Genomic DNA, 18,375 nt, shown 5'->3' with positions numbered 1-18,375 from the left:
TAAGAGTGAGTAGACTGCGCGAAAAAAGTGAACACCTGTAAGCCGAAACTTTGGCCAAAGGGGAGCTTCATCCTATGCTTTACGTATTCACTACATTTGTTTATTTCAACCCTGGGCAGCATTTCTATGATAGATAAATTGCAGCAATACCACTTGGTGCGTCGATTGCATCAGCAAATTAAACATCGTGCTGATCAGACGGCCTTTCGCCAGTGGTCTCCCGGAGCAGAAACTCAACTTAGCTGGCAGCAGGTAGGCCATCAGGTTCAATGCATTTCTGCTGCGCTGCTGTCTAAAGGCGTAGCGGTGCAGGACAAAGTGGGCATTTTTGCCAATAACAGCATGGCATGGTCTTTAGCTGATTTGGCTATTTTGCAAATTCGTGCGATCAGCGTTCCACTTTATGCGACTAATACGGCGGCGCAGGCGGCCTTTGTGGTCAATGATGCCGATATTCGCATTCTGTTTGTCGGTGAGCAGTCGCAGTATGACGTGGCGATAACGCTGAAAAGCCTGTGTCCGCAGTTGGAAACTATCGTAGCGCTGGATCCGGCGGTTGATTTACGTGGCTGCGAGTATGCTCAGCACCTTGCTTCATTCGAAATCGATCCCGATGAAACACTGCTGTTTTTGCTGAATAAGCGTATCGATAGCTGTGATTTAGACGATCTGTTTACCCTGATTTATACCTCGGGAACCACCGGCGAACCTAAAGGGGTGATGCTGGATTACCGCAATATGGCGGCGCAGCTGTATTTGCATGATGAGCGTTTAACGCTGACTACCGACGATGTTTCTCTGAGTTTCCTGCCGCTTTCTCACGTTTTTGAGCGCGCGTGGAGTTTCTATGTGATGCATACCGGCGCGCAAAATGTTTACATCAGTAATACTGACTGGGTTCGTCAAGCAATGCAGGCCGTTAGCCCAACAGTAATGTGTGCCGTTCCTCGTTTCTATGAAAAGGTTTTTTCGGCCATTCATGAGAAAGTCGCACAAGCCAAACCCCATCGTCGGGTATTGTTCCACTGGGCGGTCAGCTGCGGTGAGAAACAATTTCGCCGCCAGCAGGAAGGACGTAAATCCTCATGGCTTTCCGATCGTTTGTTCGCTTTGGCCGATCGCTTAGTGCTGCAAAAATTGCGTAATGTGCTCGGTGGTCGCGTGCGATTTTTACCGGCAGCCGGTGCGCGCCTTGATGACAATATCATCCTGTTTTTCCAAGCCATTGGCGTCAATATTAAATATGGCTACGGCATGACGGAAACCTGCGCGACGGTTTCCTGCTGGGAAGAAAATGATTTCCGCTTTGGTTCGATCGGCAAGCCGTTACCGGGTATTGAAGTGCGTCTCGGCGCGGAAAATGAAATTCAGGTTCGTGGGCCAATAGTGATGCGTGGCTACCTGAATAAACCGGAAGAAACGGCGGCGACATTGACTGAAGACGGCTGGTTAAAAACCGGCGACGCAGGTGCCATTGATAGCGCTGGTAACCTGTTTATCACCGAACGCTTGAAAGATTTGATGAAAACATCGGGGGGCAAATATATTGCTCCGCAGATGATCGAAGGCACCTTGGGTCAGGATCGTTTTATCGAGCAAATTGCAGTGATCGCCGATACGCGCAAATTTGTTTCTGCATTGATCGTGCCTTGTTTCGAATCATTGGAAGAATATGCCAAATCGATCAATTTAAAATATCACGATCGTCTAGAACTGCTGCGTCATAGTCACATTGTGGAAATGTTCGAACAGCGTTTGAAAGATATGCAGAAAGAGCTATCGAAATTTGAGCAGGTAAAACGCTTCACGCTGCTGCCAAAGGCTTTCTCAATGGAGTCTGGCGAGTTGACGCCAACGCTTAAACTGCGTCGCAAAATTATTTCTCAACGCTATCAGTTCGAAATTGATTCTATGTATCGCGATTAATATGCTGACCCATTAATCAGATTCGTGATTGTTATCGACAAGCCCTGCGGGCAGCATCTGGAAACTAGGTGTAGCCCGCGGGGCTTGGTATTTTTTGATGCCAGCTTGCTCTTCCCATCGTTCTTGTCCCGTGAATAACGGTTTTTGCTCAATATTCCGGCAAAAGTCATTACCTCATTTAGTTCTGTTATTGATTCCCCCTCCGACACAATCCCGACAAAATGTGCGGTCTTGCTAGTGTTTTATTTTTGTAAAATTAATGAATGCAGCGTGTCACAGAGTGAACCTCCTCCTAGCACCTGATTTGCCGTTTGCCTGCTAGAAATTCTGACGTTATGTTAATTAATCATATTCGAAAAATAACAAGAGTTGGGCCTCGTGCCTTTCCTACAGGACGACGTAGAAATCTTTTTCTGTTGTCCAAAAAGTAAAACTAAGCCCGGAGGCAAAACCCATGGAGATGTTGTCAGGAGCCGAGATGGTAGTCCGATCGTTAATCGATCAGGGCGTAAAACATGTATTCGGTTATCCCGGCGGGGCCGTACTTGATATCTACGATGCCCTGCACACGGTTGGGGGAATCGATCATATTCTGGTTCGTCATGAACAAGGTGCGGTACACATGGCCGATGGCTATGCTCGTGCCACTGGCGAAGTCGGAGTGGTGCTGGTGACTTCCGGCCCCGGTGCAACCAATGCCATAACCGGGATTGCCACAGCTTATATGGATTCTATTCCAATGGTGGTGTTGTCAGGGCAGGTGCCTAGCTCGCTCATTGGTTATGATGCTTTTCAGGAATGCGACATGGTCGGTATTTCCCGGCCAGTGGTAAAACACAGTTTTCTGGTTAAGCGTACCGAAGACATTCCTTCAGTGCTGAAAAAAGCCTTTTATCTGGCCTCAAGTGGACGGCCTGGCCCAGTAGTGATTGATTTGCCGAAGGATATTGTCAGCCCGGCGCTGAGACTGCCTTATGCCTATCCAGAGCAGGTTAGCCTGCGTTCATATAATCCAACGGTACAAGGCCATCGCGGGCAGATTAAACGCGCATTGCAAACCATTCTGGCAGCCAGAAAACCTATTATGTACGTGGGCGGCGGGGCGATAAACGCCGCCTGCCACGAAGAATTGCTCACTCTGGCAGAAAAACTGAATCTTCCGGTGACGACGTCGTTAATGGGATTAGGGGGTTTCCCTGGGACACATCGTCAAAGCGTAGGCATGCTAGGAATGCACGGTACTTTTGAAGCCAATATGGCGATGCACAACGCGGATCTGATCTTTGCCGTAGGGGTACGTTTCGACGATCGTACCACGAATAATCTGGCTAAATATTGTCCGAATGCCACTGTTCTGCATATTGATATTGACCCAACTTCTATTTCAAAAACGGTAAATGCAGATATTCCTATTGTTGGCGACGCCAAACAGGTACTTAAGCAAATGCTGGAGCTGGCGACGCAAATCGACTGTACGCAGGATTTCGATGCGTTACGCGATTGGTGGCAGTCTATCGAACAATGGCGCGCTCGTGATTGCCTGGGTTACAACAAAGAAAGTGGCAGTATTAAGCCTCAGGCGGTGATTGAAACTCTGCATCGTTTGACCAAAGGCGATGCTTACGTGACTTCTGACGTCGGGCAGCACCAGATGTTTGCTGCACTGTACTATCCGTTTGATAAACCGCGCCGTTGGATCAACTCCGGCGGTTTGGGAACCATGGGCTTTGGCCTACCGGCGGCGCTGGGCGTCAAGCTGGCGTTACCGGATGAAACCGTGGTTTGCGTAACCGGTGACGGTAGTATCCAAATGAATATTCAGGAGCTATCTACGGCGTTGCAATATAACCTGCCGGTGTTGGTGTTGAACCTGAACAACCGTTATCTGGGCATGGTGAAACAATGGCAGGATATGATTTACTCTGGCCGCCATTCGCAATCCTATATGGAATCTCTGCCTGATTTTGTCAAACTGGCTGAAGCCTACGGACATATCGGTATCGCCATTCGCACCCCAGGCGAGCTGGAGGCAAAACTGGCCGAAGCATTAACGCAGCTTTCTGAAACCAATCGTCTGGTATTTGTGGATGTCACCGTTGATGAAACCGAGCACGTTTACCCGATGCAAATTCGCGGTGGCGGTATGGACGAAATGTGGTTAAGCAAAACGGAGAGGACCTAATGATGCGCCGGATTTTATCAGTATTATTGGAAAACGAATCTGGGGCGTTGTCTCGGGTTGTCGGCCTGTTTTCACAGCGCGGATATAACATTGAAAGCCTGACCGTGGCGCCTACAGATGATCCAACGCTGTCCCGTATGACCATTCAGACCGTGGGTGACGAGAAAGTACTGGAGCAAATTGAGAAACAGTTGCATAAGCTGGTGGACGTATTGAGAGTCAGCGAACTGGTACCCGGTGCGCACGTTGAGCGCGAAATCATGTTGGTGAAGCTACAGGCTAGCGGTTACGGACGTGAAGAAATCAAACGTTGCACCGAGATCTTCCGCGGCCAGATCGTTGACGTTACCGCGACGTTGTACACCGTTCAATTAGCAGGAACCAGCGACAAACTGGACGCATTTCTTAATGCGGTGCGGGAAGTGGCTGAGATTGTTGAAGTTGCTCGCTCCGGCATTGTTGGCGTTTCTCGCGGTGAGAAAATCATGCGTTAAGCAGAAATCGGGCATATAAATTAGATAAATCTGAGGCTCTGCTTTGAAGCAGAGCTTTTTTTTGCATTTTTAAGCCTGATAGTGACATCTTAAGATGAAAGCGGTTGCTCAATGGGGTGTTCTGCGGTTAGATCTATCATGGGTTATATCCATAGTTAAACTATGTATATAAAAACCCGGCAGACAGATCTGCTTTTCATAACTTTACAGGGTTTATAAGGGGTTAACGTGAAACTGGATGAAATCGCGCGTCTCGCGGGTGTTTCGCGCACTACGGCCAGTTATGTCATTAATGGCAAAGCGAAGCAGTACCGGGTCAGCGATAAAACAGTAGAAAAAGTGATGGCTGTGGTACGTGAACACAATTATCACCCTAACGCCGTAGCGGCAGGTTTGCGCGCGGGCAGAACCCGATCCATTGGTCTGGTGATTCCGGATCTTGAAAATACCAGTTATACACGTATTGCGAATTATCTTGAGCGGCAGGCGCGACAGCGCGGCTATCAGCTATTGATCGCCTGTTCTGAAGATCAACCTGATAACGAAATGCGTTGTATTGAGCATCTGTTACAACGTCAGGTCGATGCGATTATCGTTTCGACGGCGCTGCCGCCAGAACATCCCTTTTATCAACGCTGGGCAGATAAATCCCTGCCTATCATCGCGTTAGATAGAGCGTTGGATCGCGAGCACTTTATCAGCGTTGTGGGTGCCGATCAGGACGATGCCTTGATGCTGGCGCAAGAGCTACGCACTTTCCCGGCGGAATCCATTCTGTATCTTGGTGCTTTGCCGGAGCTTTCGGTGAGCTTCCTGCGTGAGCAGGGTTTCCGTGAGGCTTGGCAGGACGATCCGCGTAAAGTGGATTATCTGTATGCAAATAGCTATGAGCGGGAAGCTTCCGGAGTGAAGTTTGCCGAATGGCTGAAAACTCACCCAATGCCGCAGGCGTTGTTCACCACTTCCTTCCAATTGCTACAGGGCGTGCTGGATGTCACTTTGCAGCAAAGTGGCCGCCTGCCCACCAATCTGGCTATCGCCACCTTTGGTGATAATGAGCTGTTGGATTTCCTGGAATGTCCAGTGTTGGCGGTGGCGCAGCGTCACCGTGACGTGGCAGAAAGAGTATTGGAATTGGTGCTAGCGAGTCTGGATGAACCGCATAAACCGAAACCGGGCTTGACGCGTATTCGTCGTAATCTGTTCCGTCGCGGTAGTTTAAGCCGCAAATAACGCGCTGAATACTTTCGCTAAAATGCTATCGGGCACCTTAATCGGTGCCCGAATCATATCTGTCGCGGTTACTTCAATCCTTGTCTTACACGTACCCAGCCACGCGGAACAGGCGGCGGCAATATTCCAGAAAATAGCCGTAGGCCACGCCCATAACCATAGAAACGACCGCATTACTGGCTACTGCCGTGATGATCTGCTGGGAATCTGCGCCGACCGTCCACAGAATAATAGCGTAAACCGGAGACTGAAAGCTGACGTAGGCCAGTAAGTCGGCCAGATTTTTCGCCCAAAAATGCTGTCCCGCGCATCGTTGAGCGAGACGGATAAAACTGTCCCGATACATGCCGTAAGGCCAGGCAATCAGGATGTTAATCGGTATGGAAAGCAGGCGTGAAGAAAGCGACTGCTCAAAGGTCATGCCTGAAATCAGTATTTCAATCGCCATACCGGTGATAAAGCAATACACCACCAGAGCAAAGGTATCTGCAACGGCGCTACGTAAGCGAGAATCAGTAGAAAACATCGTCATTACCTCCCATATTGGGGGAAAATCCGTTAATAGATCAAATCATGTGTGCTTTCTGTTAGTGGTATGTTTCTGATTTTTTGTTAATTTAAGGCTTATCATCTGGTGTTTTGCTTTCATGGTAGTTTACATGACCACTTTATTTAATATAACTAGCTTAAAATTTCTATTTTTAACACTTGTATGATTTTTATACTTTCAACTGGCCTGTAAAGGCTTGTTTATGGTGAATTACGCGGTGGGATGTATGTTTATGCTTTAAAAACAATGAATTAAATTTACTGGCGTTTTTAAGTGTCAAGGGGAAGTTGATTAGCGGCTAATAGCCATATTGAAAGGCGGGAAAAATACATTGGCGCTGTGTTACTAATTTGGGACTTTTCTTAAAACGCATTCTCTTATTAAAAAGGGGCGGATAATCAGCGGCTAATAATTTATTTCAAAATAGATTCATATTCCTCTGAGTAATTGAAGTAAAATGCGCCCACGGCGAACGTCTGATAATTTTAATTGGTATTATTCACGAAGATTATCCGCAGGAATGTTCTGCATTAACATTCCCCAGCGCAGCCAGTCACAGCGGGAGATAGGCCTAATTCCTAATATTTTGCATTGTGCAATTTTTATACTGGAAATGAGACATCCCTTGCAGAAGGAATTAATGTGACAATTAATTGCTAAATTAATCGTTATTTAATCAGTAAAATCATCTGGCGGAAAAATAGCCCGTTTATCATGACGTTAATTTCCACGCTACTTGCTGAAAACGCCCCTTCTACAAGATATATCTCAAAATAGACCCATAAATATTGCCAAACCGCTTCTGCTCTGGCTTGACAAGGTTTTCATACCATCCGTAAACTCTTTAATGTGGGGATTTGTGGGATAAAGTGGCAAATAAGGCCATGAAGGGGTGACTCAACGATGTTTCGTGGGGCAACGATGGTTAACCTCGACAGCAAAGGGCGGCTTGCCGTACCTACCCGTTATCGGGATTTGCTGAACGAGGAATCGCAAGGACAGATGGTCTGCACTATCGACCTTCACCAACCATGCCTGTTGCTTTATCCGCTGCCCGAATGGGAAATTATTGAACAAAAGCTTTCTCGTCTGTCGAGCATGGTTCCTGCCGAGCGCCGTATTCAGCGTTTATTGTTGGGGCATGCTAGCGAATGCCAGATGGATGGCTCCGGGCGTTTGTTGATTGCAAATACACTGCGTCAACACGCCGGGCTGAGTAAAGAAGTGATGCTGGTTGGGCAGTTCAACAAGTTTGAACTGTGGGATGAACAGACCTGGTATCAACAAGTCAAGGATGACATAGACGCACAACAGTCGACTCAGGAACCTTTATCTGAGCGGCTACAGGACTTATCGCTATAAGCATGGTAGATAACTATAAGCACACAAGCGTGCTGCTGGATGAGGCAGTTAACGGCCTGAACATTCGCAGTAACGGCATTTATATCGACGGAACTTTTGGCCGTGGTGGTCATTCACGTCTGATTCTGTCTCAACTTGGGCCGGAAGGGCGTTTGATTGCAATTGACCGCGACCCGCAAGCTATTGAAGCAGCAAAATCCATTACCGATCCGCGTTTCTCAATTGTACACGGTCCATTTTCTGAATTAGCAGATTATGTGCGGGAATTGGACTTAGTCGGGAAGATCGATGGCGTACTGTTGGATCTGGGCGTTTCTTCACCGCAGTTAGACGATCCAGAACGCGGCTTTTCCTTTATGCGTGACGGGCCACTGGATATGCGGATGGATCCTTCGCGTGGTATTTCTGCCGCCGAGTGGTTGATGAAAGCTGGCGCCGACGATATTGCTTGGGTATTGAAAACCTTTGGTGAAGAGCGCTTTGCCAAACGTCTGGCTCGCGCTATTGTCGAGCGTAACCTGACCCAGCCGATGACTCGCACCACCGAGCTGGCAAATCTGATCGCTAACGCCAGCCCATTCCGCGAAAAACACAAGCATCCGGCCACCCGCAGTTTCCAGGCGATTCGCATTTATATCAACAGCGAGCTGGAAGAAATCGAAAGAGCATTGGAAGGCGCGCTGGAAGTGTTAGCTCCCAGCGGTCGTCTCTCCGTCATCAGTTTCCATTCTCTTGAAGATCGTATTGTTAAAAACTTTATCCGTAACCAAAGCCGTGGGCCGAAAGTGCCTGCCGGTTTGCCGTTAACGGAAGAGCAGTTACAGAGTTTGGGCGGACGTAATTTGAAATCCGTAGGGAAAATGATGCCTTCCGACGCGGAAGTTGCGGAAAACCCTCGGGCGCGTAGCTCCGTACTGCGTTTCGCTGAGAGGATTAACGCGTGATAGGCAACGAACGCCACGGCTTAGTCGGGGTCATTGGCGGAGATTTACTCCGCAATGCCAAGATCCCATTGATTCTGCTGGTTGCGGTGTTGGTCTCTGCGGTGTTAGTGGTGACAACCGCTCACCGCACTCGGTTGCTGACCGCCGAACGTGAACAACTGGTGCTGGAGCGTGATGCTCTGGACATCGAGTGGCGTAACCTGATTCTGGAAGAGAACGCTTTGGGCGATCACAGCCGGGTCGAGAGTATCGCGACTGATAAGTTAAAAATGCAGCACGTTGATCCAGCACAAGAAAACATTGTGGTTAAACAATGATTAAATTTGCACTCACCATGACTCGGAGTAGCCAAGGTAACGCATGAAAGCAGCGCGCCCCGGTAAGTTGAAACGGCAGGAAGAACAAGCCAGCTTTATAAGCTGGCGTTTTGCATTGCTGTGCGGCTGTATTTTACTGGCTTTGGTTGGGCTGATGCTACGCACTGCCTACCTGCAAGTGATCAATCCAGACAAATTGGTGCGCGAAGGCGATATGCGTTCGCTGCGGGTTCAATCCGTACCTACCGCTCGCGGCATGATAAGCGATCGCGCAGGGCGGCCTCTGGCGGTGAGTGTTCCGGTGAATGCCATTTGGGCCGATCCGAAAGAACTGCATGAACGTGGGGGAATCACGCTGGATACGCGCTGGAAAGCACTGTCCGACGCGCTGGAAATTCCTCTCGATCAGTTGGCTTCCCGTATTAACGCCAATCCGAAAGGCCGCTTTGTTTATCTGGCGCGTCAGGTCAATCCAGCTATTGGCGACTATATCCATAAGTTGAAACTGCCGGGTATCTATCTGCGTCAGGAATCTCGCCGCTATTACCCTGCGGGCCAGGTCATGGCGCATATTATCGGCGTGACCAATATCGACGGTCAGGGAATTGAAGGGGTTGAGAAAAGCTTCGATCGCTGGCTAACCGGTCAACCGGGCGAACGTACGGTGCGTAAAGACCGCTATGGTCGGGTGATCGAAGATATCTCCTCCGTGGATAGCCAAGCGGCACATAATCTGGCGCTGAGCGTCGATGAACGCCTCCAGGCGCTGGTTTATCGCGAATTGAACAATGCGGTGGCGTTCAACAAAGCTGAATCAGGAACCGCGGTGTTGGTAGATGTGAACACCGGCGAAGTGCTGGCAATGGCCAATAGCCCTTCTTACAATCCGAACAACCTAACCGGTACGCCGAAAGAAGCCATGCGTAACCGGGCAATTACCGATATTTTCGAGCCGGGCTCTACGGTTAAGCCGATGGTGGTGATGACCGCATTGCAGCACGGTGTTATCAAAGAAAACAGCGTATTGAATACCTTGCCGTACTTTGTTAGTGGCCATCAGATCAAAGACGTGGCGCGTTATGCGGAGTTGTCGGTGACAGGGATTCTACAGAAGTCGAGTAACGTCGGTGTTTCTAAGCTGGCGTTAGCGATGCCATCCTCAGCGTTAGTAGATACTTACTCACGTTTTGGGTTTGGGAAAGCGACCAATTTGGGGTTGGTCGGAGAAAGCAGTGGCTTATATCCTAAAAAACAACGGTGGTCTGACATAGAGAGGGCCACCTTCTCTTACGGCTACGGGCTAATGGTAACCCCGTTACAGTTAGCGCGAGTCTATGCGACGATCGGCAGTATGGGCATTTATCGGCCGCTGTCGATTACCAAAGTTGACCCGCCGGTTGCCGGTGAGCGCGTCTTCCCTGAGCCCATTGTTCGTACCGTGGTTCATATGATGGAAAGCGTAGCGTTACCGGGCGGTGGGGGCACCAAAGCTGCGATTAAAGGCTATCGTATTGCGATTAAAACCGGTACTGCGAAGAAAGTCGGACCGGACGGCAAATACGTGAACCGATATCTTGCGTATACCGCCGGCGTAGCGCCGGCAAGCAACCCTCGATTTGCTCTGGTAGTGGTCATTGATGACCCACAGGGCGGGAAATATTACGGCGGTGCGGTTTCTGCTCCGGTATTTGGCGCAATTATGGGCGGTGTTTTACGTACCATGAACGTTGAACCGGATGCGTTACCGACCAGTGATAAAAGCGAATTAGTGATTAATAAAAAAGAGGGTTCAGGTGGCAGATCGTAATTTGCGCGACTTACTCGCTCCTTGGGGGCTTGACGTCCCGGGACGTGCGCTACGGGAAATGACATTAGACAGCCGCGTGGTGGCTGCCGGGGATCTGTTTGTCGCCGTTGTCGGCCACCAAACGGACGGGCGGCGCTATATTCCGCAGGCTATTGCTCAGGGCGTCGCCGCCGTGGTTGCTGAAGCCGAAGGCGTAGCACCAGATGCCAGCATCACAGAAATGCACGGCGTTCCCGTGATTTATTTGAGCAATCTGAATCAGCATTTATCCAAGCTGGCAGGCCAGTTTTACCAACAGCCGGGTGCGGCGTTGCGCTTAATTGGCGTCACTGGCACCAATGGCAAAACCACCACTACGCAGCTGTTGGCGCAATGGACTCAGGCGCTGGGGGAGACCAGTGCAGTGATGGGTACCGTGGGTAACGGGCTGCTGGGACAGGTTGTACCGGCAGAAAATACCACCGGCTCAGCGGTTGATGTGCAACAGATTTTGCATTCGCTGGTGGAACAGGGCGCTAAAGTCGCTGCGATGGAGGTTTCTTCTCACGGACTGGTGCAGAACCGCGTGGCAGCGTTACCGTTTGCCGCTGCCGTGTTTACCAACCTGAGCCGCGATCATCTGGATTACCACGGCGACATGGCGAGCTATGAAGCAGCTAAATGGCTGCTGTTCTCCACTCATCAGGCCGAACACAAAATTATCAATGCTGACGATGAGGTCGGGCAACGCTGGCTGAGCCAGTTGCCTCAGGCAGTTGCCGTCACTATGGAAGGTAAAGTGCCGCAGGGCTGGAATGGTCCGTGGCTGTCCGCTACTCATGTGGATTATCACGATAACGGCGCTACGATTTCCTTTGACTCCCGTTGGGGTAAAGGTCAGCTGGAAAGCCGCCTGATGGGCGCATTCAACGTCAGTAACCTACTGGTGGCGTTGTCGACCTTGTTAGCGCTGGGCTATCCGTTGCCGGAATTGTTAACTGCGGCACCTAGGCTCCAGCCGGTGTGCGGTCGTATGGAAGTGTTCAACGCTCCAGGCAAACCTACGGTAGTCGTTGATTATGCTCATACACCGGATGCGTTGGAAAAAGCTCTAGCGGCGGCGCGTCTGCATTGCAAAGGTCAACTGTGGTGCGTATTTGGCTGCGGCGGCGATCGTGACAAAGGTAAGCGCCCACTTATGGGAGCCATTGCAGAACAGCTGGCCGATCGCGTCGTTGTGACCGACGATAATCCGCGTAGCGAGGAGCCGCAGGCTATCGTGGCTGATATTCTTCGCGGTTTGATGGATGCGGGTCGTGCGCTGGCAATTCATGGCCGTGCTGAAGCGGTAACCAGCGCGATTATGCAGGCGAAGGAAGAAGATGTGGTTTTGGTGGCCGGTAAGGGTCACGAAGATTACCAACTGGTAGGCAATCGTCGGCTGGATTATTCCGATCGTGTTACCGTTGCCCGTTTGCTGGGGGTAGTCGCATGATTCCCGTTTCCCTGCAACACCTCGCGGAGCAGCTTAACGCTGAGCTGTTCGGTAACGACGATATGATTACCGAAGTGACCACCGATACGCGTCAGGTGACGGCAGGTTGCCTGTTTGTGGCACTGAAAGGCGAGCGTTTTGACGCTCATGATTTTGCTGAAGCCGCCGTTGCCGCCGGTGCTGGGGCGCTGCTGGTAAGTCAGCGCTTATGGGTGGATGTTCCGCAGATCGTGGTGAAAGACACCCGTCTGGCTCTGGGTCAGCTTGCTGCCTGGGTTCGTCAGCAGGTTCCTGCCAGAGTCGTCGCGTTGACCGGTTCTTCCGGTAAAACCTCGGTTAAAGAGATGGCCGCAGCGATTCTGCGTCAATGTGGCAACGTGTTGTATACCTCCGGTAACTTTAACAACGATATCGGTGTGCCGCTGACTTTACTGCGTTTAACGCCAGAACATGATTTTGCTGTGATTGAGTTAGGCGCTAACCATATTGGCGAAATCGCCTACACCACGGATTTAAGCCGCCCAGAAGCCGCATTGGTGAACAATCTGGCGGCCGCTCATCTGGAAGGCTTTGGTTCGTTGGCGGGTGTTGCGCAGGCGAAAGGTGAAATTTTTGCCGGTTTGCCAGCCAAAGGTATTGCCATTCTTAACGCTGATAGCAATGACTGGCCGCATTGGCAGTCCACGCTAGCTCACAAGCAGGTTTGGCGTTTTTCACCGCAGGCCGGTGAAGACATCGATTTTTATGCCAGCGATGTGCGCATTCATCAGCAAGGTATGGATTTCACTCTGCATTCGCCTTTCGGCAATGTAGCAGTGTCGCTGCCGTTACCGGGTCGCCATAACATCGCCAATGCGTTGGCTGCGGCGGCTCTAGCGATGTCGGTCGGCGCAGATTTAGATGCGGTGCGTCAGGGGTTATCTCAGTTGCAAGCGGTAAAAGGGCGTTTATTCCCGATTTCGCTGGCCGAAGGAAAACTGCTGCTAGATGACACTTATAACGCCAACGTGGGCTCCATGATCGCCGCGGCGCAGGTTCTGGCCGATATGCCCGGCTACCGCGTAATGGTGGTGGGTGATATGGCCGAATTGGGTGAAACCGCAGAGGATTGTCACCGTCAGGTGGGGGAGGCTGCCCGTCTGGCTGGAGTGGATAAAGTGTTGAGCGTGGGTAAATTAAGTCAGCTGATCAGTAACGCCTGCGGTAACGGCGAGCATTTTCAAGATAAGAGCGCGTTGACGGCTCGTTTGGCGGCCCTGTTGTCCGAACATCAAGTTATCACCGTATTAATTAAAGGTTCACGTAGTGCTGCCATGGAAAGTGTTGTGCAGGCGTTACAGGAGAAAGCATCATGTTAGTGTGGCTGGCTGAATATTTGGTCAAATTCTATTCCGGTTTTAACGTTTTTTCCTATTTGACGTTTCGCGCCATCGTCAGTTTGTTGACCGCTCTGTTTATCTCCTTGTGGATGGGGCCGCGCCTAATTGCTTATTTGCAGAAGCTGCAAATCGGTCAGGTTGTACGTAACGACGGTCCGGAGTCACATTTCAGCAAACGCGGCACGCCAACTATGGGCGGGCTGATGATTCTGTTCTCCATTACCATTTCGGTATTAATGTGGGCTTATCCGTCTAACCCTTATGTCTGGTGCGTACTGTTTATTCTGGTGGGCTACGGAATCGTCGGTTTTGTCGATGATTACCGCAAAGTGGTCCGCAAGGATACCAAGGGACTGATTGCCCGCTGGAAGTACTTCTGGCAGTCGGTGATCGCGCTGGCCGCCGCCTTTACTATGTACACCATAGGTAAAGACACCCCGGCAACGCTGTTGGTGGTGCCGTTCTTTAAAGACGTGATGCCGCAGTTGGGGCTGATGTACGTTCTCCTGGCGTACTTCGTGATCGTCGGCACCAGTAACGCCGTTAACCTGACCGACGGTCTGGATGGTTTGGCCATTATGCCAACGGTATTTGTTGCTGCGGGCTTTGCGTTGGTGGCTTGGGCGACGGGTAACGTCAACTTTGCCAACTATTTGCACATTCCTTATCTGCGTCATTCCGGTGAATTGGTGATCGTCTGTACCGCCATCGTCGGTGCCGGGTTAGGTTTTTTGTGGTTCAACACCTACCCGGCACAGGTCTTTATGGGCGATGTCGGCTCACTGGCGCTGGGCGGCGCGTTAGGCACCATCGCCGTATTGCTGCGTCAGGAATTCTTATTGCTGATTATGGGTGGGGTATTCGTAGTAGAAACCCTGTCAGTGATTCTACAGGTTGGCTCCTTTAAGCTTCGTGGCCAGCGGATTTTCCGTATGGCACCGATTCATCATCATTATGAGCTGAAGGGGTGGCCAGAGCCGCGTGTGATTGTGCGCTTCTGGATTATTTCGCTGATGCTGGTCCTGATTGGCCTAGCGACGCTGAAGGTGCGGTAATTATGGTGGATTATCAGGGTAAAAAAGTTGTCATTATTGGGCTGGGGCTAACCGGCCTCTCCTGCGTTGATTTCTTTCTGGCGCGGGGCGTTTCGCCGCGCGTTATGGATACCCGCATCAATCCACCGGGTTTGGATAAACTTCCTGCCGGTTTGGAGCGCCATTTGGGCGATCTGAATCAGCAATGGCTGTTAGACGCCGATTTAATCGTTGCCAGCCCAGGAATGGCGCTGACTAATCCGGCTTTGAGCGAGGCGGCGGAAGCTGGCGTTGAAATCGTCGGTGATATTGAGCTGTTTTGCCGTGAAAATCAGGCACCGATCGTTGCGATTACCGGCTCTAACGGCAAAAGCACGGTCACTACGCTGGTGGGTGAGATGGCGAAAGCCGCAGGCTGGCAGGTTGGTGTGGGTGGCAATATCGGCGTTCCGGCTCTGACCTTGCTGAAGCAGGAAAATCAGTTGGTGGTGTTGGAATTATCCAGTTTCCAACTGGAAACCACCTCAAGTCTGCACGCCACCGCCGCGACCGTCTTGAACGTGACGGAAGACCATACCGATCGCTATCCGTTTGGTTTGCAACAGTATCGCGCCGCCAAACTGCGTATTTATGAAAATGCCAAAGCCTGTGTGGTCAACGCCGATGATGCGCTAACCATGCCGGTGCGCGGGGCCGATAGCCGCTGTATTAGCTTTGGTGTTGATGTGGGCGATTACCATTTAAATAAACAGCAAGGCGAAGTCTGGCTGCGGGTTCGCGGCGAGAAAGTGCTAAACACCCGCGAAATGAAGCTGACAGGTCGACATAACTATACCAATGCGTTGGCGGCGCTGGCTTTGGCTGATGTGGCGGGAATTCCTCGTTCATCCAGCTTAAAAGCACTGACCACCTACGCAGGGCTGGCACATCGCTTCCAATTGGTGTTTGAAAACAACGGGGTGCGTTGGATTAACGATTCCAAAGCCACCAACGTTGGCAGCACTGAAGCGGCACTGGACGGGTTATACGTCGATGGCACTCTGCATTTACTGCTGGGTGGCGACGGCAAATCCGCTGATTTTTCCGGACTGAGCCGTTTTCTACAGGGTGACAACGTACGAGTCTATTGCTTTGGTCGTGATGGCGAGCAGTTAGCGCAGTTGAGACCTGAAGTCTCACAGTTGACTGAAACCATGGAACAGGCAATGAAATTACTGGCACCGACGCTAAAAAGCGGCGATATGGTGCTGTTATCACCTGCCTGCGCCAGTCTGGATCAGTTCCGCAGTTTTGAACAACGGGGCACCGAGTTTGCCCGTCTGGCGGAGGAACTGGGCTGATGCGAATGCTGGGGCTAGGGCTGTTTAATAAGTTAAAGCACTGGGTCATGGGATCGCGGGAGAGCGACGCCACCAGTATGGTGCTTTATGACAGAACCTTGCTGTGGCTGACCTTTGGTTTAGCCATCATCGGTTTTGTGATGGTGACTTCGGCATCAATGCCTATCGGTCAGCGTTTGGCGGGCGATCCTTTCCTGTTTGCCAAGCGTGACGCGCTTTACCTCGGTTTGGCTTTTGGTTTATCGCTGGTCACGCTACGTATTCCGATGGAAATCTGGCAGCGCTACAGCAACATTATGCTGCTGCTGTCCATCGTGATGCTGCTAATTGTATTGGTAGTCGGTAGCTCGGTTAACGGTGCATCCCGCTGGATTTCCATCGGTCCGTTGCGTATTCAGCCGGCGGAGTTATCTAAACTCTCGCTGTTTTGTTATCTGGCCAGTTATCTGGTGCGCAAGGTTGAAGAAGTACGCAGTAACTTCTGGGGCTTCTGCAAACCGATGGGCGTGATGGTCATACTGGCAGTGCTACTGTTGGCTCAGCCGGATTTGGGGACCGTGGTGGTGCTGTTTATTACTACGCTGGCGATGCTGTTTTTAGCCGGAGCCAAAATGTGGCAGTTCCTGGCGATTATCGGCTCCGGGATTTTTGCAGTTTGTCTGCTAATCATTGCCGAGCCTTACCGTATGCGCCGGGTCACCTCGTTTTGGAATCCGTGGGAAGATCCTTTTGGCAGCGGTTATCAGCTCACTCAGTCTCTGATGGCGTTTGGTCGCGGGGAATTCTGGGGGCAAGGTTTGGGCAATTCGGTGCAAAAACTCGAGTATTTGCCGGAAGCTCATACCGACTTTATTTTCGCAATTTTAGGGGAAGAACTCGGCTATTTCGGTGTGGTTTTAGCCCTGTTAATGGTATTCTTCGTCGCTTTTCGCGCGATGTCCATTGGGCGTCGTGCGTTAGAGATTAATCAGCGGTTTTCCGGCTTTTTGGCTTGTTCAATCGGCGTTTGGTTTAGTTTCCAGGCGTTGGTTAACGTTGGGGCCGCGGCTGGGATGTTACCGACCAAAGGTCTGACACTCCCCCTGATAAGTTACGGTGGTTCCAGTCTGTTGATTATGTCAACAGCCATAGTTTTACTGCTGCGTATTGATTTTGAAACACGTTTGGCAAAAGCCCAAGCGTTTGTAAGGAGTGCCCGATGAGTGGGAAAACCAAGCGTTTAATGGTGATGGCTGGCGGAACCGGTGGACATGTGTTCCCCGGTTTGGCCGTTGCGCATCATCTGATGGCGCAGGGCTGGCAGGTGCGTTGGTTAGGCACCGCCGATCGCATGGAAGCCGATTTGGTCCCCAAACACGGCATTGAGATCGATTTTATTCAGATTTCCGGTTTGCGTGGCAAAGGGCTGAAAGCTCAGCTGACCGCTCCGTTGCGCATCTATCGTGCCATTCGTCAGGCGCGGAAAATCATGCGTGATTACCAGCCAGATGTGGTGCTGGGAATGGGCGGCTATGTTTCTGGTCCCGGCGGTCTGGCGGCGTGGATGAACGGCGTTCCGGTCGTTTTGCATGAGCAAAATGGTATCGCAGGTTTAACCAACCGTTGGCTGTCGCGTATTGCCAAAAAAGTATTGCAGGCTTTCCCTGGCGCATTTCCTCACGCAGACGTGGTTGGCAATCCGGTTCGTACCGACGTACTGGCACTGCCGCTGCCGGCTGAACGTCTAGCCGGTCGTGAAGGGGCAACTCGTGTGCTAGTCATCGGGGGGAGTCAGGGCGCACGCGTGCTGAATCAAACCATGCCGCAAGTTGCGGCGGATCTGGGCGATAAAATCACCTTATGGCATCAGGTGGGTAAAGGTGCGTTGGCTGAAGTCGAGCAGGCTTACCAACAGGCCGGACAGACACAGCACAAAATTGTCGAGTTTATCGATGATATGGCTGCGGCTTATCGCTGGGCTGACGTGGTGGTGTGTCGTTCCGGTGCGTTGACGGTCAGCGAAGTGGCCGCCGCCGGTTTACCCGCGATTTTTGTGCCTTTCCAACATAAAGATCGTCAGCAGTACTGGAATGCGTTGCCGCTGGAAAAAGCCGGTGCCGCAAAAATTATCGAGCAGCCGCAGTTTAATGCGTCCGCGGTGAGCAGCCTGTTGCAACAGTGGGATAGACCGACGCTGTTAGCAATGGCGGAACAGGCACGAGCCGTTGCCATTCCGGATGCGACCGAGCGCGTGGCCGCAGAAGTGATCGCTGCTGCGAAGCCTTGATTCAAGACAGAAATAATGAACAGCTTGCGTTTAACGCGGGCTGTAGAGATGTAACAAACTACATAGT

Annotated in this window: 15 protein-coding genes; 14 read left to right on the top strand and 1 reads right to left on the bottom strand. The window is 51.1% G+C overall.

Annotated features, from left to right (window positions below):
* Window positions 1–126 precede the first annotated feature (126 nt).
* From AD970_RS11270 to cra, 4 genes are all read left to right on the top strand, one after another.
* Window positions 127–1,926: an AMP-dependent synthetase/ligase gene (locus tag AD970_RS11270; protein ID WP_049599107.1), complete on the top strand. Its 1,800-nt coding sequence runs from the start codon at window positions 127–129 to the stop codon at window positions 1,924–1,926.
* Between the two features lie 454 nt (window positions 1,927–2,380).
* On the top strand, window positions 2,381–4,108 hold the full coding sequence (gene ilvI / locus AD970_RS11265; protein ID WP_049598842.1) for an acetolactate synthase 3 large subunit: 1,728 nt from the start codon (window positions 2,381–2,383) through the stop codon (window positions 4,106–4,108).
* A gap of 2 nt (window positions 4,109–4,110) precedes the next feature.
* Window positions 4,111–4,602 (top strand): acetolactate synthase small subunit, encoded by a 492-nt coding sequence (ilvN, locus tag AD970_RS11260; protein ID WP_049599104.1) that lies wholly within the window; start codon window positions 4,111–4,113, stop codon window positions 4,600–4,602.
* A 228-nt stretch (window positions 4,603–4,830) separates the two neighbouring features.
* A complete protein-coding gene (gene cra, locus AD970_RS11255) occupies window positions 4,831–5,835 on the top strand; it encodes a catabolite repressor/activator (protein ID WP_049598839.1) in 1,005 nt (334 codons plus the stop codon).
* An 85-nt stretch (window positions 5,836–5,920) separates the two neighbouring features.
* Here cra and AD970_RS11250 read toward each other — a convergent pair whose 3' ends face one another.
* On the bottom strand, window positions 5,921–6,361 hold the full coding sequence (locus AD970_RS11250; RefSeq protein ID WP_049598836.1) for an L-alanine exporter AlaE: 441 nt from the start codon (window positions 6,359–6,361) through the stop codon (window positions 5,921–5,923).
* Window positions 6,362–7,288: 927 nt separating this feature from the next.
* Between AD970_RS11250 and mraZ the strand changes: the two genes are divergently transcribed.
* The 10 genes from mraZ to murG are packed head-to-tail and all read left to right on the top strand — an operon-like array spanning window position 7,289 to window position 18,308.
* Window positions 7,289–7,747, top strand: a complete 459-nt coding sequence (mraZ, locus tag AD970_RS11245) for a division/cell wall cluster transcriptional repressor MraZ (RefSeq protein ID WP_049598834.1) — start codon at window positions 7,289–7,291, stop codon at window positions 7,745–7,747.
* Between the two features lie 2 nt (window positions 7,748–7,749).
* Window positions 7,750–8,691: a 16S rRNA (cytosine(1402)-N(4))-methyltransferase RsmH gene (gene rsmH, locus AD970_RS11240; RefSeq protein WP_049598831.1), complete on the top strand. Its 942-nt coding sequence runs from the start codon at window positions 7,750–7,752 to the stop codon at window positions 8,689–8,691.
* Window positions 8,688–9,008 (top strand): cell division protein FtsL, encoded by a 321-nt coding sequence (gene ftsL, locus AD970_RS11235; RefSeq protein WP_049598828.1) that lies wholly within the window; start codon window positions 8,688–8,690, stop codon window positions 9,006–9,008. The genes rsmH and ftsL overlap by 4 nt, the downstream gene beginning before the upstream one ends.
* Window positions 9,009–9,051: 43 nt before the next feature.
* Complete coding sequence (locus AD970_RS11230) at window positions 9,052–10,815, top strand: peptidoglycan glycosyltransferase FtsI (protein ID WP_049598826.1); 1,764 nt, start codon at window positions 9,052–9,054, stop codon at window positions 10,813–10,815.
* Window positions 10,802–12,289, top strand: coding sequence for a UDP-N-acetylmuramoyl-L-alanyl-D-glutamate--2,6-diaminopimelate ligase (gene murE / locus AD970_RS11225; protein WP_049598823.1), 1,488 nt, complete (start codon window positions 10,802–10,804; stop codon window positions 12,287–12,289). The genes AD970_RS11230 and murE overlap by 14 nt, the downstream gene beginning before the upstream one ends.
* Window positions 12,286–13,647 (top strand): UDP-N-acetylmuramoyl-tripeptide--D-alanyl-D-alanine ligase, encoded by a 1,362-nt coding sequence (gene murF / locus AD970_RS11220; protein ID WP_049598820.1) that lies wholly within the window; start codon window positions 12,286–12,288, stop codon window positions 13,645–13,647. Before murE ends, murF begins: the two co-directional genes overlap by 4 nt.
* The gene (gene mraY, locus AD970_RS11215) at window positions 13,641–14,723 is read left to right on the top strand and encodes a phospho-N-acetylmuramoyl-pentapeptide-transferase (RefSeq protein WP_049598817.1); all 1,083 of its coding nucleotides are present in this window, start codon (window positions 13,641–13,643) and stop codon (window positions 14,721–14,723) included. The genes murF and mraY overlap by 7 nt, the downstream gene beginning before the upstream one ends.
* Window positions 14,724–14,725: 2 nt before the next feature.
* Window positions 14,726–16,042, top strand: coding sequence for a UDP-N-acetylmuramoyl-L-alanine--D-glutamate ligase (gene murD, locus AD970_RS11210; RefSeq protein WP_049598814.1), 1,317 nt, complete (start codon window positions 14,726–14,728; stop codon window positions 16,040–16,042).
* Window positions 16,042–17,244: a cell division protein FtsW gene (ftsW, locus tag AD970_RS11205; protein ID WP_049598811.1), complete on the top strand. Its 1,203-nt coding sequence runs from the start codon at window positions 16,042–16,044 to the stop codon at window positions 17,242–17,244. Before murD ends, ftsW begins: the two co-directional genes overlap by 1 nt.
* A complete protein-coding gene (murG, locus tag AD970_RS11200; RefSeq protein ID WP_049598805.1) occupies window positions 17,241–18,308 on the top strand; it encodes an undecaprenyldiphospho-muramoylpentapeptide beta-N-acetylglucosaminyltransferase in 1,068 nt (355 codons plus the stop codon). The genes ftsW and murG overlap by 4 nt, the downstream gene beginning before the upstream one ends.
* The last annotated feature ends 67 nt before the right edge of the window (window positions 18,309–18,375 follow it).

Source organism: Yersinia nurmii, assembly GCF_001112925.1.
GTDB lineage: Bacteria > Pseudomonadota > Gammaproteobacteria > Enterobacterales > Enterobacteriaceae > Yersinia > Yersinia nurmii.
This window is presented reverse-complemented; position numbering and strand designations above follow the sequence as displayed.

What these genes read in the sequence shown, in the direction of transcription:
- ftsW (WP_049598811.1), top strand. Translation starts at nt 16,042, where the DNA reads ATGCGAATGCTGGGGCTAGGGCTGTTTAATAAGTTAAAGCACTGGGTC.
- rsmH (WP_049598831.1), top strand. Translation starts at nt 7,750, where the DNA reads ATGGTAGATAACTATAAGCACACAAGCGTGCTGCTGGATGAGGCAGTT.
- AD970_RS11230 (WP_049598826.1), top strand. Translation starts at nt 9,052, where the DNA reads ATGAAAGCAGCGCGCCCCGGTAAGTTGAAACGGCAGGAAGAACAAGCC.
- AD970_RS11250 (WP_049598836.1), bottom strand. Translation starts at nt 6,361, where the DNA reads ATGTTTTCTACTGATTCTCGCTTACGTAGCGCCGTTGCAGATACCTTT.
- murG (WP_049598805.1), top strand. Translation starts at nt 17,241, where the DNA reads ATGAGTGGGAAAACCAAGCGTTTAATGGTGATGGCTGGCGGAACCGGT.
- ilvI (WP_049598842.1), top strand. Translation starts at nt 2,381, where the DNA reads ATGGAGATGTTGTCAGGAGCCGAGATGGTAGTCCGATCGTTAATCGAT.
- mraZ (WP_049598834.1), top strand. Translation starts at nt 7,289, where the DNA reads ATGTTTCGTGGGGCAACGATGGTTAACCTCGACAGCAAAGGGCGGCTT.
- mraY (WP_049598817.1), top strand. Translation starts at nt 13,641, where the DNA reads ATGTTAGTGTGGCTGGCTGAATATTTGGTCAAATTCTATTCCGGTTTT.
- ilvN (WP_049599104.1), top strand. Translation starts at nt 4,111, where the DNA reads ATGCGCCGGATTTTATCAGTATTATTGGAAAACGAATCTGGGGCGTTG.
- murF (WP_049598820.1), top strand. Translation starts at nt 12,286, where the DNA reads ATGATTCCCGTTTCCCTGCAACACCTCGCGGAGCAGCTTAACGCTGAG.
- murD (WP_049598814.1), top strand. Translation starts at nt 14,726, where the DNA reads ATGGTGGATTATCAGGGTAAAAAAGTTGTCATTATTGGGCTGGGGCTA.
- AD970_RS11270 (WP_049599107.1), top strand. Translation starts at nt 127, where the DNA reads ATGATAGATAAATTGCAGCAATACCACTTGGTGCGTCGATTGCATCAG.